Origin of the sequence: Thalassobacillus sp. CUG 92003 (assembly GCF_013618635.1) — a bacterium.
Taxonomy (GTDB): domain Bacteria; phylum Bacillota; class Bacilli; order Bacillales; family Halobacillaceae; genus CUG-92003.
On record NZ_JABLSJ010000008.1, the window covers coordinates 41262 to 58182 of the forward strand.

At 43.1% G+C, this 16921-nt stretch carries 15 protein-coding genes and 1 tRNA gene; 1 reads left to right on the forward strand and 15 read right to left on the reverse strand.

Annotated features, from left to right (window positions below):
* Positions 1 to 14: 14 nt before the first annotated feature.
* The 4 genes from HOP45_RS13025 to hemA are packed head-to-tail and all read right to left on the reverse strand — an operon-like array spanning position 15 to position 3925.
* Positions 15 to 776: a uroporphyrinogen-III synthase gene (locus HOP45_RS13025; protein WP_181349741.1), complete on the reverse strand. Its 762-nt coding sequence runs from the start codon at positions 774 to 776 to the stop codon at positions 15 to 17.
* On the reverse strand, positions 776 to 1705 hold the full coding sequence (hemC, locus tag HOP45_RS13030) for a hydroxymethylbilane synthase (RefSeq protein WP_181349742.1): 930 nt from the start codon (positions 1703 to 1705) through the stop codon (positions 776 to 778). The genes HOP45_RS13025 and hemC overlap by 1 nt, the downstream gene beginning before the upstream one ends.
* Before the next feature lie 15 nt (positions 1706 to 1720).
* Positions 1721 to 2539, reverse strand: a complete 819-nt coding sequence (locus HOP45_RS13035; RefSeq protein ID WP_181349743.1) for a cytochrome c biogenesis protein — start codon at positions 2537 to 2539, stop codon at positions 1721 to 1723.
* A gap of 12 nt (positions 2540 to 2551) precedes the next feature.
* Positions 2552 to 3925, reverse strand: a complete 1374-nt coding sequence (hemA, locus tag HOP45_RS13040; protein ID WP_181349744.1) for a glutamyl-tRNA reductase — start codon at positions 3923 to 3925, stop codon at positions 2552 to 2554.
* A 218-nt stretch (positions 3926 to 4143) separates the two neighbouring features.
* On the opposite strand from hemA, the gene HOP45_RS13045 reads away from it, so the two are divergent.
* Positions 4144 to 4626, forward strand: a complete 483-nt coding sequence (locus HOP45_RS13045; protein WP_181349745.1) for a LiaI-LiaF-like domain-containing protein — start codon at positions 4144 to 4146, stop codon at positions 4624 to 4626.
* Between the two features lie 127 nt (positions 4627 to 4753).
* On the opposite strand, the gene yihA is transcribed toward HOP45_RS13045, so the two are convergent.
* The 11 genes from yihA to HOP45_RS13100 all read right to left on the reverse strand — a co-directional run bounded on the left by yihA (position 4754) and on the right by HOP45_RS13100 (position 16887).
* Positions 4754 to 5338, reverse strand: a complete 585-nt coding sequence (gene yihA, locus HOP45_RS13050; RefSeq protein ID WP_181349746.1) for a ribosome biogenesis GTP-binding protein YihA/YsxC — start codon at positions 5336 to 5338, stop codon at positions 4754 to 4756.
* Positions 5319 to 7658 (reverse strand): endopeptidase La, encoded by a 2340-nt coding sequence (gene lon / locus HOP45_RS13055; RefSeq protein ID WP_181349747.1) that lies wholly within the window; start codon positions 7656 to 7658, stop codon positions 5319 to 5321. Before lon ends, yihA begins: the two co-directional genes overlap by 20 nt.
* A 325-nt stretch (positions 7659 to 7983) precedes the next feature.
* Entirely contained in the window at positions 7984 to 9264 is a 1281-nt protein-coding gene (gene clpX / locus HOP45_RS13060) for an ATP-dependent protease ATP-binding subunit ClpX (RefSeq protein WP_181349748.1), read from the reverse strand.
* A gap of 302 nt (positions 9265 to 9566) precedes the next feature.
* The gene (gene tig, locus HOP45_RS13065; protein ID WP_181349749.1) at positions 9567 to 10853 is read right to left on the reverse strand and encodes a trigger factor; all 1287 of its coding nucleotides are present in this window, start codon (positions 10851 to 10853) and stop codon (positions 9567 to 9569) included.
* Positions 10854 to 11021: 168 nt separating this feature from the next.
* Complete coding sequence (locus tag HOP45_RS13070) at positions 11022 to 11999, reverse strand: hypothetical protein (RefSeq protein WP_181349750.1); 978 nt, start codon at positions 11997 to 11999, stop codon at positions 11022 to 11024.
* A 432-nt stretch (positions 12000 to 12431) separates the two neighbouring features.
* Positions 12432 to 12505, reverse strand: a tRNA-Gly gene (locus HOP45_RS13075).
* 357 nt (positions 12506 to 12862) lie between these two features.
* Entirely contained in the window at positions 12863 to 13375 is a 513-nt protein-coding gene (locus HOP45_RS13080) for a metallophosphoesterase (protein ID WP_181349751.1), read from the reverse strand.
* A gap of 18 nt (positions 13376 to 13393) precedes the next feature.
* Positions 13394 to 13984, reverse strand: a complete 591-nt coding sequence (locus HOP45_RS13085; RefSeq protein ID WP_181349752.1) for an XTP/dITP diphosphatase — start codon at positions 13982 to 13984, stop codon at positions 13394 to 13396.
* Positions 13981 to 14757 (reverse strand): ribonuclease PH, encoded by a 777-nt coding sequence (gene rph, locus HOP45_RS13090; RefSeq protein WP_181349753.1) that lies wholly within the window; start codon positions 14755 to 14757, stop codon positions 13981 to 13983. Before rph ends, HOP45_RS13085 begins: the two co-directional genes overlap by 4 nt.
* Before the next feature lie 202 nt (positions 14758 to 14959).
* Entirely contained in the window at positions 14960 to 15193 is a 234-nt protein-coding gene (locus HOP45_RS13095) for a DUF4367 domain-containing protein (protein ID WP_181349754.1), read from the reverse strand.
* A gap of 596 nt (positions 15194 to 15789) precedes the next feature.
* Positions 15790 to 16887, reverse strand: a complete 1098-nt coding sequence (locus tag HOP45_RS13100; protein ID WP_181349755.1) for a GerMN domain-containing protein — start codon at positions 16885 to 16887, stop codon at positions 15790 to 15792.
* Positions 16888 to 16921 lie beyond the last annotated feature (34 nt).

Below are 16921 nucleotides of genomic sequence, written 5' to 3' on the forward strand. Positions count from 1 at the left end.
GATCGTTTCCTTTCTTAATTAAAATACCGATTCATGCAATCGATCATACTTTCAATTGTATAACGTGTCGGTACTCTGATCGTTTGAAAGCCTTTTTGCTCGGCTTCATTTGCTGTCGTAGGACCGATACAAAAGCAGGGTAACGCCAAAGCGTCATTTTTTTCATCCCCAATCAAATCCATGAATGCTTGAATCGTTGAAGGGCTCGTAAACGTCAAGCCGTCTATCCGCCCCCCGTTTTCAAATGAACATTGCAATTGTCCGGCATGGTTCTCCATGGTTATGGTATCATATACAATCATTTGGTGAAAAAAAACATCACGACGAGATAACTCTTCGGCCAGGTCCCCTCTAGAGAGATTACCGCACACCACTAACCCCTTACCCGATTCGGGAACTGCCAAAGCAAACTGACTTCCTAAGGCAGCGCCAGAAGACACATCAGGAATAAAATCTGCGGTGTAACCAAACGCATCCAAAGCTTGCTCTGTTTTTCGTCCCACGACGGCGAATTGTACAGTGTGAGGCACCTCTAATTGTAATCGGTCCAGCATATCGAAAAAAAACTTCACGCCATTGGAACTGGTGAAAAATAGCCAAGTGTACGCGTGAAGTTTATTCATGATCGATCTATTCGTTTGATTATCCCTCACACGAAACGTAAGCAGGGGAACCTCCACAGGGTCCCCGCCATGCTGTTGAATCAGATGAGAAAAAGCTTCCGCTTGGGGGCTCGCACGTGTGACCATGATCCGTTTCCCCATTAACCCGGACATTACTCTCCATACTCCTCTTTTGCTTCATTGACAATTTCCTGAGCCCCACGCTCTTTCAATTTATCAGCCGCTTCCTTGCCAACCGCAATAGGGTCGTGACCTCTTATGGTGTCATGGAGCACGTAAGTTCCATCTGGTTTTGCGACTAGAGCGGAGAGAACAACTTCATCACCATCTAAGTAAGCATAGCCCCCAATGGGGACTTGACAGCCACCTTCTAGGTCATGGAGAAATTTTCTTTCTGCCGCCACTGTACGTTCAGTGTAAGCATCATTAATTTTCATAAGAAAATCGCGTAATGAATGGTCCTCTTCACGGCACTGGATCGCAAGCGCACCTTGGCCGACTGCGGGCACGCATACATCAGGTTCTAAGTACTCCGTGACAAGATCATCACTCCAACCCATGCGTTTTAATCCTGCAGCAGCCAGGACAATGGCATCAAAATTTTCTTCCCTTAATTTGCGTAAGCGAGTATCAATGTTACCGCGAATCCATTGGATATCAATCTCCGGTCGCACCGCCTTAAGTTGGGCGCCGCGCCTCAGGCTGCTCGTACCAACTACTGCGCCTGCCGGGAGCTCCAGGAACGGAACATAATCATTGGAAACGAACGCATCTCGGTGATCTTCACGTTTCGGAATGGAGGCGACCGTCAACCCCTCAGAAACGACTGAAGGCATATCCTTCATGCTGTGGACTGCCATATCAATTTCACCTTCGTACATCGCTTTCTCAATTTCTTTGATGAATAAACCTTTGCCTCCCACTTTGGATAAGGTGACATTGACGATTTCATCCCCTTTAGTAGAGATGCGTTTGATCTCATATTCGTAAGAGGGGTCGATTTCTTTCAATTGTTCGATTACCCATTCAGTCTGAGTAATGGCAAGGTTGCTTTTGCGAGAGCCGATTACGATTTTTTGCACATGCGTTGCCTCCTATTAGAAATGAAAATTAGATAAGGAACCGAATAAGAAAAAATTGATGAGCAGAAACAAAAATGCGCCGGTGTTAAACCAGGATATTGCCCGTCCTTGATAGCCTTTGACAACCCGTAAAAACAAGTAAATAAAATAGACGATCAATACTAAGAAAGATCCAAGCGTTTTAGAGTCGTACCAATAAAACACATCCTCTGACGTATACCCCCATGTAACGCCCAGTATCACAGCTATAAGCAGGAGCGGTACGCCAAGTACAATCGCGATATAGGAAAAATTGTCAAGTTTATTCAAGTCTGCCAGTCTCAATAACTTTGTATTCCACTTTTTTTGTTTCAACAAACGATATTGAAGCAAATACATAATCGAGAAGATAAACGCTAAGGTGAAAAAGCCATACGAAATAATCGCAAGGGTAATATGAACAATCAGCATTTCGTCTACCAAACGGACACTTTCACCGACAGCTTGACTTTGTGCGCGCGTCGATAAGTGAATCAACATGACAAAAAAACCAAGGACATTTGTAAAGAAAACTAGAAAATCAACCCGGAACAACCGGTTGATGATTAACGAAAAGGTTACCAAAATCCAGGCGTAAAAATATAAACCATCATAAACATTGAGAACCGGAAAATTATGTTTAACCAATACTTCAATTAACAAAAAAATGGTTTGTAACGCCCAAACCATACTAAGTAACCAGAAGGCAGTGCGATTCACCTTCCGGTTATGTTGAATGAAATCCATAAAATATCCAATTAAACTTAATCCATAAAGAAAAATGATCAGCTCATATACCCATTTCAATTCCAACATAAATGGGCCACCTTAAGAATGAGACGTCAGGCTGTTCATTGTTTGCCACGAAGCCGTTTCGCTGCTTTGATCAGACTCCTTCTCTGTCTGCTGATCTTTAACCTTCATCTCATTTTCAACCTCGTCTTCTATATCAAATATTTGCATGAAAAGTTGAAGGGACTTGTCCGAATCCGGCTGTGCTGCTAACTCTTTTGCTTGAGAAATCGGGCTTTTCAACATTTGATTGACGATGCTTTTCGTATGCTTGTTCAATACTTTTTTCTCACGATCCGTCAAATCAGGCAATTTTCGTTCAAGACTTTGCATCGTTTCAGATTGGATCGATAATGCTTTATGGCGCAACGCAGAAATGACCGGAACGACACCAATGGTTTGCAGCCATTCGTTGAACTGGACGATTTCAGCTTCGATCATTAATTCAATTCCTTCAGCCGCTTCTTCTCTGGCAGCTAAATTTGCATCGACGATTCCTTGCAGATCATCGATATCATACAAAAACACACTATCCATGCTTTCAATCGCAGGCTCAATATCCCTTGGCACTGCAATATCGACGAGGAAAAGCGGTTTCCCTTTGCGACTGCGATGGACCGCTTCCATTGATTCTTTCGTCAAGACATACTCATTTGAACCAGTAGAACTGATCAAAATATCAGCATCTTGAAGGATGGCGTCCATATCTTCCATTGTTCTGGCATGGCCATTGAACTGAGCTGCAACGACCTGAGCTTTTGCGAGGGTCCGATTCACCACTGTCACTTGCTTGACTCCAGAGCCTTGCAAGTTCTTTGCAGCTAACTCACCCATTTTGCCAGCCCCAAGAATCACAATATGCTTATTGACGAGATCGCCGAAAATTTTCTTGGCAAGTTCCACAGCAGCGTAACTGACAGACACGGCATTCTCTCCAATTTCCGTGTCTTTGTGGCCTCGTTTGGCTAATGTAACTGTTTGTTTAAATAAATGATTAAAGATCGTCCCCGTTGTACCTGCTTCTTGCGCAAGCTGGAAAGCCGATTTCATTTGACCAAGGATCTGCGTTTCCCCGAGCACCATTGAATCCAGTCCCGAAGTGACGCGCATCAAATGCTCAATCGCACCCTCTGCTTCATAAATGGACAAATAAGGAGAAAAACTTTCTTTATCTACGTCAAACCAGTTGGCTAAGAATTGTTTAATATAATAGCGACCGGTATGGACCTGGTCCACGACCGCATAAATTTCGGTGCGATTACATGTGGAAATGATCACATTCTCGAGCACACTCTTTTGCTGATTCAAATGAATCATAGCATCTGAAAGAGCATCATCAGAAAATGCGAGGTTCTCCCGAATGTGCACAGGGGCGCTCTTATAATTTAGTCCGACAGCTATAATATGCATGAATTCTACCCCCAAAGAATCTTTCGTTACGAACAATTTATAATCATTATTATAACATGAAACCATCATGATCTTTCAGTATAAATGTGAACAGAGATTGAATCTATTATGGTACGATAGATATGTCCTTCCTTCATCTGTTCAAACCCGATTGTACTTTACCATAATACTGGCCTAATCGCAAGAAATCGACATCAATTGCAAAGGAGTTGAGACGCGTGAAAAAACAAAACACCTTCATCGGTTTTCTATTGATTGGAATCGGCGCTTATTTCTTTCTCCAACAACTAAATATACCCGTACTGGATAATTTTTATTCTTGGCCCACGCTGCTGATCATTATAGGTGTCGCCTTCTTATTACATAGTTATATTGCAAATGAACATCAAAACATTTTGACTGGAGCTTTACTGTTAGGGTTTGGATTGCATTTCCACAGTGTGAACACGTATTCTTTTTGGATCGATCATTGGGCTGTGTATCCACTCATCATCGGCGGCGCGTTTCTCCTGCGCTACCAAAAGACAAAAAGCGGCTTGTTGCCTGGTTTGATTTTAGTAGGGCTAGCATGTTTCGCTATTTTTTCTTCATCTAATCCGGGCTGGTTCTTATGGATCAACCAACTCATTAATCTAATCGAAAACTTTTGGCCGCTCTTATTAATCGGCATCGGGTTATATTTTTTATATAAACGAAAATAACTTTAACAAAACTATGGCACAGTATTTTGGCCATTAAAAAGACCTTCAATATAGAACAGGTGATAACGTGTTGTGTATTGAAGGTCTTTTGAGCCTAAGGGCTCTTATTTATAAAGGCGGATGATGTTCAATCAAGGTACGGATAGAGTGCGCGCCAAGCGTACTCCTTACCCTCTGCCGTTTCAGCTGAAAACGGGATGATCGTATCCTCGTCCTCCATCTGAAGCGTCTGTATGATCGTTTGCAGATGTTTATGACGCTTCCCTTTTGAAATTTTGTCAGCTTTCGTTGCAATGACGATCACAGGCAAGTCAAAATGCTTGAGATAATCATACATCATCTGATCCCCTTCAGATGGTTTGTGGCGCATATCTACGATTAAAACGGTGGCACGCAAAAACTCACGTGTGGAGAAATATTCTTCCATCATTTGGCCCCATTTTTCCCGTTCCTTTTTCGAAACTTTGGCGTAGCCATACCCTGGCACATCGACAAAATGAAATTTATCATTGATCCGGTAAAAGTTGATTGTTTGTGTTTTTCCTGGTTTTGACGACGTCCTGGCAAGGCTTTTCCGCTGGATAAGCTTATTGATAAACGATGATTTCCCTACGTTAGATCGACCGGCTAGAGCAATCTCCGGAATAGGCTCCTTGGGATACTGCTTTTGGCTGACCGCACTGATCACGATTTCAGCTTGATTGACTTTCATCTTTTTCCTCCGTTAATGCACGGTCTAACACTTCATCTAAATGTTTAACCGTAATAAATTTCAATCCTTCCCGGACACTCTCCGGAATATCTTCTAAATCCTTTTTGTTCTCTGCTGGAATAATGATGGTGGTAAGGCCGGCACGGTGGGCGCTTAGTGCCTTCTCTTTCAACCCGCCGATGGGCAGCACTCTCCCTCGCAACGTGATTTCGCCTGTCATGCCTACTTCTTTTCTTACAGGACGGCCAGTTAGCGCTGAAACGAGCGCGGTAGCCATGGTGATGCCGGCAGACGGTCCATCCTTGGGCGTAGCACCTTCAGGAACGTGAATATGAATATCATTATTCTCCCCGAATTCTGGGTCGATCTTCAATTCTTCAGCGCGCGAACGTATATAACTGAAAGCCGCCTGCGCCGATTCTTTCATGACATCACCGAGCTTTCCTGTCAATGTGAGTTTACCTTTACCTGGATAAATGGAAACCTCTATCGAGAGCGTATCCCCTCCGGATGCCGTATAAGCCAGACCCGTCGCTGTCCCGATTTGATCTTCTTCTTCCGCGCGTCCATAACGGAATTTCGGTTGTCCTAATAGTTCTTCTAATTGCTTTTCCGTCACAATAATACGTTTCTTTTTGCCCGATACCACTTTCTTTGCAGCTTTCCGGCAAATGGAGGCAAGTTCACGTTCCAAACCACGGACACCCGCCTCCCTTGTATACGTGCGAATCAATTTCAACATGGCGTCATCACGGAATTGCATTTTGCTTTTAGTCAGACCGTTCTCCTTCAATTGTTTTGGCAGCAAATGCTGCTTAGCTATATGAAGTTTCTCGACTTCCGTGTAGCCTGCAATTGAAATCACTTCCATACGATCAAGCAACGGCCCGGGTATGGTTTGCATCGTATTAGCTGTCGTCACGAACATGATCTTGGAGAGATCATAGTTTTCTTCAATAAAGTGGTCACTGAATGTACTGTTTTGTTCAGGATCGAGGACTTCAAGCATTGCTGAAGACGGGTCTCCACGGAAATCGCTGGCCATTTTATCGATTTCATCGAGTAAAAATACTGGATTGACTGTGCCGGCGCGCTTCACTCCCTGGATAATCCGCCCTGGCATCGCACCGATGTAAGTTCTGCGGTGTCCACGAATCTCCGCTTCATCACGGATGCCGCCCACTGATATTCGCACAAATTTGCGATTGATTGCCCTTGCAATGGATTTAGCAAGGGACGTTTTCCCCACACCGGGCGGGCCTACCAAACAAAGAATCGGGCCTTTAATCGATTGAGTAAGCTGCTGGACTGCTAAATACTCAAGCACACGTTCCTTTACTTTTTCTAAACCGTAATGGTCCTCATCTAATATTTTTTCTGCATGCAGAACATCAAGATTATCAACGGTTTCCGTTTCCCATGGCAAAGTGACAAGCCATTCAATGTAGTTTCGGATCACTGAACTTTCCGCGGAGCTCTGGGGAACCTTTTCATAGCGTCCCAATTCCTTTAAAGCAACATTTTCAATGCGCTCTGGCATTTGAGCATCTTCAATTTTCTGTTTGAGTTCAGCTACTTCTCCTGTTTTGCCATCTTTGTCGCCCAACTCATTCTGAATCGCCTTCATTTGTTCTCTTAAGTAGTACTCTTTCTGGGTTTTTTCCATTGACTTTTTGACGCGTTGTCCGATTTTCTTCTCAATTTCAAGGACTTCACGTTCATTGCTGATGATATCGACCAAATTTTGGAGTCTTTGTTTTACATTGGCTGTTTCTAAAATAGACTGCTTTTCTTTCATTTTGATCGGCAGGTGAGAACTCACAATATCAGCAAGTCTGCTTGGTTCCTCTATGTCTACGACTGTATCATACGTTTCCTGGGTCACTTTCTTTGAGACTTTAACATATTGTTCGAACTGTGACATCAAACTGCGCATCAGCGCTTCTTCTTCGTTTTGATCTTCATGGATATCATCAACATTAAGTATATTTACGACGAAAAAATCTTCTTCATCGAGAAATTCTGCAATCTCAGCCCGTTTGATACCCTCAACCAGTACGCGATGCGTACCGTTCGGGAGTTTTACCATCTGTTTCACTTTGGCTACTGTCCCAATCCGATAAAGATCTTCGTCCGAAGGGTCATCCATATTCACTTCTTTTTGGGAGACGAGAAAAATCTCGCTATTCTCCATCATGGACTGCTCTAACGCCTTAACAGACTTATCACGACCAACATCCAGATGCAGGACCATCGATGGATATACCAGTAAACCTCTAAGTGGAAGGAGGGGTATTTGTACATTTTGTTTATCTGTCATTGCTTGCACCTCCGAAATATAAACAATCATATAGTATAATCATCATAATGAAAACATGTTTCAAAGTAAATCGTTGGGGTTCGGATAAAGAATCTTATCGAAAAAAAAGTGATGGAGCGATGGTTAAGAGCGAGCCTGCCTCATGAATAAGAACCGTTTCCTCTGTATTATTTGCGCAGCGGCAACATTTCATCCTATGTACTTTTTCACATGTGAAACAACTCAGGCCACGCTACTGTCTTGGCGTAGCGCGGCCTGAAAAAGTCGGTCTCACTCTATTCATCCTCGTTTAGTCACAAGACCAAACTTATCATGTTCGTGTGTGTTACGCACTTTCTTTCGGTGATTCTTCGTTATCATCTTCGATCGTGCCATCAGTCAGAACAAGTTTAGGACGCCCATTTTCTGCAATGACTGTATCTTTTGTGATGATGCACTTTTCGATATCATCGCGAGATGGCAGCTCATACATCACATCTAACATGATATCTTCAATGATGGAGCGCAGTCCGCGTGCCCCAGTTTTTCTCTCAATAGCTTTGTGGGCTATTTCACGAAGCGCACCTTCTTCGAACTCTAATTCCACATCATCAATTTGGAAGAGCTTTTCATACTGTTTGACGAGCGCGTTCTTCGGCTGAGTCAAAATCTCCACCAAGGCATCTTCGTCTAACGGCTCTAAGCTTCCAAGAACCGGTACACGCCCGATGAACTCTGGGATTAATCCGTAACGGAGTAGATCCTCCGGAAGGACTTTCGTGAGCAATTCTGAACGATCCATATCTTGATTTGCATCTTCAGAGCCGAAGCCGATCACTTTTTTACCAAGGCGACGTTTAATGATCTGGTCGATACCGTCGAAAGCACCGCCTACAATAAACAAGACGTTGGTCGTATCAATTTGGATGAACTCCTGATGAGGATGTTTACGTCCCCCTTGAGGCGGAACGCTGGCAGATGTGCCTTCAAGTATTTTCAGTAATGCTTGTTGGACACCTTCGCCTGATACGTCTCGTGTGATGGATGGATTTTCTGATTTCCGGGCCACTTTATCAATTTCATCAATGTAGATGATACCTTTTTCAGCTTTCTCGACATCGTAGTCCGCTGCCTGAATCAGTTTAAGGAGAATGTTCTCCACATCTTCCCCGACATAACCTGCTTCAGTGAGTGATGTGGCATCAGCAATAGCAAACGGTACATTCAAGATTCGAGCGAGCGTCTGAGCTAAGAGCGTCTTGCCGCTCCCGGTCGGACCGAGCATAAGAATGTTACTTTTAGCCAGTTCTACATCGTCATTCTTTTGAGTTGACGTGTTAATACGTTTGTAATGGTTATAAACAGCCACAGAAAGGTTCTTCTTAGCTTGCTCCTGGCCAATTACATAATCATTCAGTGTGCCGCGGATCTCCTGAGGCTTAGGTACCTCTTTGAATTCCACTTCCTCTTCGCTACCTAATTCTTCTTCAACAATTTCGGTACAAAGCTCGATGCACTCATCGCATATATAGACACCCGGGCCGGCTACAAGTTTACGGACTTGTTCCTGACTCTTGCCACAGAAAGAACATTTCAACTGTCCTTTTTCATCATTAAATTTAAACATTCATTTCACCCCTTGTTTATATAACACTTACGATTTGGAGGTTAGAACCTGCGTTCATCTCTTCATGTCATCTTTAGCTCATCATAACAGATTACCTTTACTCAAAAAAGCAATACACCATCGAATGAGCTCATGACCTTTTACATCAATCTCATTATGTAGATATTCAAAACATAAGTCAAATCATAGCCCTGTTCTTATATTATATGTATTTTTCTCCTTCTTTCATTCATTTTCCTGCCAATTTTTTCAGAATTAATTAGAAAACAAGGCACGTCGTGCGCGCCTTGTTTGTTTAGACACTATTGAACTTTACTGTTAGCTACAAGAACATCAATCGCTTTGCGAACTTTAAGGTCTTCTTTAACCATATCGGTATTGCCACCGAGCATCTGCTTCAAATTACCAACATCTGTTTGATACATTGAAGCCATGTTTTCAAGTTCAGCGTCGACATCCTCTTCCGCTACAGCAACGTCTTCATTTGCAGCGATTGCCTCGAGGGTCAAGTTCGTTTTCACACGCTTCTCTGCGTCTTCTTGCATTTGTTCACGAAGTGCATTTTCATCAGATCCGGTGAATTGGAAGTACATGTCCTTCGTCATTCCCTGCATTTGCAGACGTTGTTCAAATTCGCTTATCATGCGGTCAAGTTCTGTATCCACCATGGATTGCGGGATTTGAACATCAGCATTTTCAGCTGCCTGTTCGACTAAAGTGTCACGTTTATGGTTTTCTGCCTCGGTTTTCTTCTGCTCTTCAAGACGGTCGCGTGTTTTCTGACGAAGTTCTTCAAGAGATTCTACTTCTTCATCAACATCTTTAGCAAATTCATCGTCAAGATCAGGAAGTTCTTTCGCCTTGACTTCATGAATCTTCACTTTGAAAGTTGCTTCTTTACCAGCCAGCTCTTCGGCGTGATACTCTTCTGGGAAAGTCACGGTAACATCTGTTTCCTCACCGCTTTGCTTACCTTTAAGCTGCTCTTCAAAGCCTGGAATGAATGTGCCGGAACCGACTTCCAAGGAATAGTTATCCGCTTGGCCGCCTTCAAACGCTTCACCATCAACGAACCCTTCAAAGTCCATAACGACGGTGTCGCCATCCTCAATTTCGCCTTCTTCTTTTACGACGAGCTCTGCCTGTTTTTCCTGCATTTGTTTGAGCTCATCTTCTACATCTTCGTCTGTAACCTCGGTGCTCAACTCGTCGAATTCAAGCCCTTTGTATTCACCGAGTTCTACTTCCGGTTTAACAACCACTTCTGCTGTGAATACAACACCTTCACCTTTTTCAATTTCTTTAACGTCCACTTCAGGACGGTCGACGGGCTCGATCCCTGTTTCTTCTACTGCCTGTTGATAAGCTTGAGGAAGAACAATATCAAGGGCGTCCTGATATAACGATTCAACTCCAAACCGTTGTTCAAAAAGCTTACGTGGTACTTTTCCTTTACGGAATCCAGGTACTTGTACATCTTTCACAACTTTCTTGAACGCTTGATCCAAAGCTTGATCAAATTCATCAGCAGGTACTTCTACTGTAAGTAACCCTTGATTCCCTTCTTGTTTTTCCCATTTTGCTGACATAAAAAATTCCCTCCAACATCTATTAATTCCATTCTAATAAGATGACAATTCTAATAAATAGTCATCATTTTATCTACACGGTGCTATTTGCAACCATTTCATTATAACATAATCATGCGTGCTTTCAACCTATGTATCTTGCTTTACAAGATTTGAAAATAACGAGCATTATTCACCTATGATAAGCGAATAATGCTGTTCGCAAAGTTGAATTTCTTCTATGTAATGATGAGTCTCTTCATTGAGTTTATCATCAAACGGCATTTGTAAGTACAGATGCCCCAGATATTTTAAGGCTTGTACAATGGAAGGAACTTCTTCTTCCATCGGAAACAAAGGATACCTGACGAACATATAACGATAGAGAAGCTGATCGAGTAACTTATATAATGTCGGGTTTTGCTGTTCAATATTACTAAGCCGAAGTTGTATTTGGTTTTTTACATAGTCTGAACGTAGTTCTTTCAGGTGAGCCGGGTTAATCTTCTCTGTCACACCTAATTTATACAGAGGAATCTCCCGGTCGACTTTACTTTCCTGCAGCCACTGGATCACCCCTGTTTTTATTATGGGATGGCCTGATTGGGAAGTCAGGAAATCAATAAATGGCTCAACAAAAGGCTGGGCGTTAATTTCTTTCAATTTACTGATCGTTTTCCATTGTTTATGTAAATCCTCGGATTCAATGCTTCGCTTCCATTCCTGGATAAACTGACTGCCCATCTCCACATTCGATTCTTCTAACAGCTTCTTACTGACCTCATAAAGGTGCCAATACTGGGTACGGCTTTGCTGAGGAATCTCTTCTGATTCAAATATTTCATCTAACAGGTCCACCAATTCTTGATATCGACTGGTTTGGAATAGAATCGTCAAGTAAATATGTAAGTACTCGAAATAGTCATTCTCTTCAGTTTTCATCAACTGCTGACAGAGCTCTTCTGCGGGTTCATACTGCCCGAGTTCCATTAAACTGACTAATTGGGCAGTTACGACTTCCTTTGAAGCTACATTATAATCAAACAAAGGCTTGAACTTATCAAGTGCTTCCTGATAGCGCTTTTTCCGGACAGCCTCTAAGCCCTCTTTCTCTAATGTCGTCTTCCATCCGGGAAACATCACGATGTTTCCATTATTGTTTTCCATAGGACACCCTTCCTGTAAATCAAATTACTGGGTTGCTTGTGTATTTATTTTATCCTATTCTCTGAAAAATAAAACCAGGACATGGTATAAATAAAAAGCCTCGGATTGACCGAAGCTTCTATGTAATCATTTATAGTGTCCCAGGAGAGATTCGAACTCCCGACCTACGGCTTAGCTTACCACTATGGCTTTCGCCACCAATGTAAAAACTGTTTGTAGTCTGGACTATATCTTCACCATTTCAGGTGCGACACGTATAGTCTCTACGGATCCTCTCAGGCTAAGAGTTTCCTCGGTATTACCATCAGCTTTATCTGTTAAGGTTTCACCGATACAGTGTCGTCCACTTTACAGGTTGATTTTCCCTATAAAGGCTCCTATTTGAAGGCCGTTGCTCTATCCTACTGAGCTACTGGGACATTACTATTCTATTGGAGCGGGTGATGGGAATTGAACCCACGACATCAGCTTGGAAGGCTGAGGTTTTACCACTAAACTACACCCGCATAACATTTTATGCCACTAGCCTTGTCGGCCGTTAACCCGGCATGCCTCTTCCTCTTCTAGCTGATTCAGAGTAGCTTATCCGTCGAGGCAACTCGTAGCTTATTCGGTGGATGCGTTGCTCGTGGCTGAGGTTTTACCACTAAACTACACCCGCATAACATTTTTGCCATTAGCCTTGTCGGCTGTTAAACCGGCATGCCTCTTCCTCTTCTAGCTGATTCAGAGAGGCGTATCCGTCGAGGCAACTCGTAGCTTATTCGGTGGATGCATTGCTCGTGGCTGTTTTCAGACAAGAGTAATTATATAAATCCAGACAGCTTTTGTCAATACCTTTTAAGCAGAGGCTTTTCCTCTGCTTAAAGGGTTACATCTACGCGCAACGACTCCAGCGGCTTTCCATTCACTTCATAATAGTGGAGTGTTAAATCGTTGCCTTCCCATTCCAAGATGGCATACGTGGCTTCCTTGCGATCTCGAGGCAGTCTAGAGCTTCCTGGATTGATAAAAAATTGGTTCTTCACTTTCTCTGCGGCTACTTGATGCGAGTGACCAAAACACACCACATCAGCACCAACTTGTTCTGCTCGATAGGAAAGTGGCATCAAGGTCGATTTGATTTGAAAAAGATGACCATGGGTTACGAGAAATGTTAAGCCTTCCACTGAAAAAACCTGTTCATTTTCCATAGAGGACTCAAAATCACAATTACCTTTTGCATAATAAAATCCTTGTAATGGTTCAGACTCTAAACTTAACTCTGCATCGCCGCAATGAATCATGGCATCGACTTGCTGCTGATGGCGTGCTTTTATATCTTGTACTTCTTGAGTCAGCCCATGGCTGTCACTTATGATAAGTACACTAGGCATAATACCACCTCTTTTACATTAGTGTGTGAGCCATTGGTCGATTTGACGGATGGCTTCAGCTCTGTGACTGATTGCGTTTTTCTCCTCTGCGGAATGCTCGGCCAATGTCCGGTTTGCTCCATTCGGGATGAAGATCGGATCATAACCAAATCCATTGTGCCCCCGGGGCTCTCTGGCAATCGAGCCTTCACACGTACCTCTGACGAATAATGTTTCTTCGTTTACAGTGGCAAGCGCAATGCTGCATACAAAACGGGCAGCCCGCTCATTATCAGGCATATCCTGTAATTCATTCAATACTTTTTGAAGATTATCATGATCACTTTTATGTTCTCCAGCGTAACGGGCAGAATAGATGCCAGGTCGGCCTTCTAGCGCGTCGACCTCTAACCCGGAATCATCAGCTAACACGGCGACTCCGAATTGCTGTGAAATCGTCTCTGCTTTAATAGCAGCATTCTCTTCAAACGTTTGCCCATTTTCAACGATATCATCAATTGGTTCGTCAAAGTCCAGTAAGGATTTAACCGCATATCCGTGGCGGGACAACATCGTCTTGAACTCTTCTACTTTTCCCGGATTTTTTGTTGCGACTACGATTTGGTTCATTTCTGTGCCTCCGCTGAGCTATGCTTGAGTCGGTTTTCGTCAATCTTCTCGCTCAATTGACCCAGAACACTTTGCTGCTGCTTAAAAATGTCTTCTATTCCTTCATGGGCTAGACTGAGCATATTCTGAAGCTGAACATTTGAAAAGGTAGCCTCTTCTCCCGTTCCCTGCAGTTCAACAAATTCACCGTTACCGGTCATCACAACATTCATATCTACTTGTGCCTGGCTGTCTTCTTCGTAACATAAATCTAGAATTTCAGATCCCTCAGGCAGCACGCCAACCGACGTGGCTGCTAAGTAGTCTGTTATCGGCATTTTTTTGAGCGTCTTATTCTCGATCAGTTTGCCAAACGCTAGTACGACGGCTACGTATGCTCCGGTAATGGAGGCGGTCCGCGTACCCCCGTCAGCTTGTATGACGTCACAATCGACCCAAAGCGTCCGTTCACCGATTTGATCAAGATCAACGACTGAACGTAAAGCGCGCCCGATGAGTCTTTGGATTTCCATTGTCCGCCCCCCTACTTTGCCTTTGGACGATTCGCGGATATTCCGCTGTTCCGTCGCCCGGGGAAGCATCGCATATTCCGCTGTGATCCAGCCTTTGTTCTGCCCACGCAAAAATGGGGGGACGCGGTCCTCCACACTGGCGTTGCAAATCACTTTCGTATCCCCGACTGAAATCAACACCGATCCTTCCGGGTGCTTTATATAATTCGTCTCTATTTTTATAGGTCTCAATTGATTACTATCACGTTCATCCACTCTCATGACGTTTGCCTCCTTATTCCTTATCCTAGCCTATCGTAACATATTTTAATTCTTGAGTGAGAGATGAAAGCGGGTCGTGTATAAAAATAAACGTGTTGATATGAATTGCTCAGCGTGCATTATTCATAATAGCAGGATTCGTAACTAAGGAAAGGACGGTGATATTATATCTTTTTCCGTTATCATAATTTATCAAAACGCTTTACTGGAATGACTCCGCAGTAGAAATTAATGCCTCTTTACCAATCTCACGTCTAGTGCTCATTAGATAATTGACACCTTCTACTTCCCAAACAAGAAAACGAGCATCCTGTTCATTTTCGAAATAATCACCTGTTTCGCCATCAATCCCAACTTCTTCTATATCCGTTTGACTCGATAGATTAACATCTGCATGGGCTACTTCTAACGAGATATGCACATCTTCTTCACCCATGTAATCCACTATAAAAATAGGTTGGCTATGAGAAGGTTGAGTAACATCAACTTTGACTAGTTCAAAAGGTAATTCTACTGGCAATTGATATTCAAAGTCGACTCCTTATAGTTGGTTGCTCACGTTTGATTGCTCCACTTGATACATCTCGGAACTTTTCCCTGAACACCCGAATAACAGCATCAATAAGAAAAACGCAAGACAACCGCATTTTTTCGCCAAAGTAAGTTCCCCTTTCAAATTTAACTTAATCATTATTATTTCAAAAATATTACATCAACTCAACTTCTCTCCAAAAGGAATGAACCATTGAAAATGGATATACGTTTCAACGATGTTCATGAGCGTCGTCAAAACACGTAGTCTCCTCCGAACAGCGCGAGTCGACGATCCCGCAGAAAAGCGTTCTTTGCCTTTGGAGCAGAGTCCGTGCCCGTGGGAAAGCGGCGTGTTTTGACGGAGCGGTCATGGAACACCTTTCTAAAACACAAAAATCCCGAACGTTTCGCTGAATCGTTTGGGATTTTTGTGTTTTATTTAGTTTTATTCCAACCTGGTCTGAAATATCCATATGGATGATAGCGCCTTGTTAAGGGTTATAGCGGCTCCGCCCCTGTCACATCATTCCGGGTAACGGGCTCAGCATAATCCTCGCCGTTTTCATTATAAATTTGCTCGAACCCTTCAATTTGAACGTTTACAGCCTCGACGCCTTCCTGTTCAGTCAAAGACATAACCAGACTCTTCATGACTGCATCTGACACAGAACTTTCTTCAGCGTTTGTTAGCAAAGCTTCATTGAATGTGAGAGATAAAACACCGTCATCTAGTGCCGTATTTTGCAATTGTACCCCGTCATTGAATGCACTGAGCAATGGAAGATTAAAGGCAGGTCCGTCAACTAAAGCTTGTACAATGGCTTCGTTCAGTTCACCATCACCTTTGACCCTTGTGGTGACAGGTACATGATACACGTGATTGGCTTCGTTTTGAGCAGGATAGTAGAGCGTTACTGCTCTACTATCCACTAAATCTACTGATTGCCCGCCTTGCAAGTTAATGCCGTTTGAACGCGATACGCCATCAGATATAGGTGTTCCGCTCACAGGCATTTCCGTTTTTTCATAGCCGTTGATCCATAACTTTATTTTGTCTACATTATCAAATTGTGTAAGAGTGAAAGTCATCGCCTGCAAAATATCCGCTTCTTCTTCCGCTCGATAATCTGCAAACTCTTTTGACACATCCACAACTAACGTACCGTCTTCTTTTAAATTCAAACCTTTAATCTCAGTTCCCTGGGGAAGTACGGCTTGAAATCCTTCCGGCAGCAGTTCAGTTACAGGACCGCCCTTCACCAAATATTCTAACGACTGAGTCGCCACTTCTTTAGATGATATTTTCGGCAAATCTAACGTTTGAGGGACGACCATCCCATTCGCGTCAAGTAAATAAAGTTGCCGCTTCACCGTTTCATTTGATGTTTCTTCTTGTTCGCCTTCAGCTTCCTCTGGGGCTTCACCAGAATCATCTGCAGAATCATCTGGCTGTTCATTTTCAGGATCTACATTCGTAACTTCTTCCGGTACATCCATTTCTTCTAGAGACTGTTCTCCTTCAAAAAAGCAACCTGACAATACAAAAAGACTCGCCAGTGCCGCTATTGATAAGGGTTTAATAACGCATTTTTTCATGCTATTCCCTCCTGTGATGGTTTGTACTATTATA

Excerpts from the sequence above, each read along its gene's own strand:
- yihA (WP_181349746.1), bottom strand. The coding sequence starts at position 5,338 with ATGAAAGTCAATCAAGCTGAAATCGTGATCAGTGCGGTCAGCCAAAAG.
- rph (WP_181349753.1), bottom strand. The coding sequence starts at position 14,757 with ATGAGAGTGGATGAACGTGATAGTAATCAATTGAGACCTATAAAAATA.
- lon (WP_181349747.1), bottom strand. The coding sequence starts at position 7,658 with ATGACAGATAAACAAAATGTACAAATACCCCTCCTTCCACTTAGAGGT.
- HOP45_RS13035 (WP_181349743.1), bottom strand. The coding sequence starts at position 2,539 with ATGTTGGAATTGAAATGGGTATATGAGCTGATCATTTTTCTTTATGGA.
- HOP45_RS13100 (WP_181349755.1), bottom strand. The coding sequence starts at position 16,887 with ATGAAAAAATGCGTTATTAAACCCTTATCAATAGCGGCACTGGCGAGT.
- HOP45_RS13085 (WP_181349752.1), bottom strand. The coding sequence starts at position 13,984 with ATGAACCAAATCGTAGTCGCAACAAAAAATCCGGGAAAAGTAGAAGAG.
- HOP45_RS13080 (WP_181349751.1), bottom strand. The coding sequence starts at position 13,375 with ATGCCTAGTGTACTTATCATAAGTGACAGCCATGGGCTGACTCAAGAA.
- clpX (WP_181349748.1), bottom strand. The coding sequence starts at position 9,264 with ATGTTTAAATTTAATGATGAAAAAGGACAGTTGAAATGTTCTTTCTGT.
- HOP45_RS13095 (WP_181349754.1), bottom strand. The coding sequence starts at position 15,193 with ATGGGTGAAGAAGATGTGCATATCTCGTTAGAAGTAGCCCATGCAGAT.
- hemA (WP_181349744.1), bottom strand. The coding sequence starts at position 3,925 with ATGCATATTATAGCTGTCGGACTAAATTATAAGAGCGCCCCTGTGCAC.
- HOP45_RS13070 (WP_181349750.1), bottom strand. The coding sequence starts at position 11,999 with ATGGAAAACAATAATGGAAACATCGTGATGTTTCCCGGATGGAAGACG.
- tig (WP_181349749.1), bottom strand. The coding sequence starts at position 10,853 with ATGTCAGCAAAATGGGAAAAACAAGAAGGGAATCAAGGGTTACTTACA.
- HOP45_RS13025 (WP_181349741.1), bottom strand. The coding sequence starts at position 776 with ATGTCCGGGTTAATGGGGAAACGGATCATGGTCACACGTGCGAGCCCC.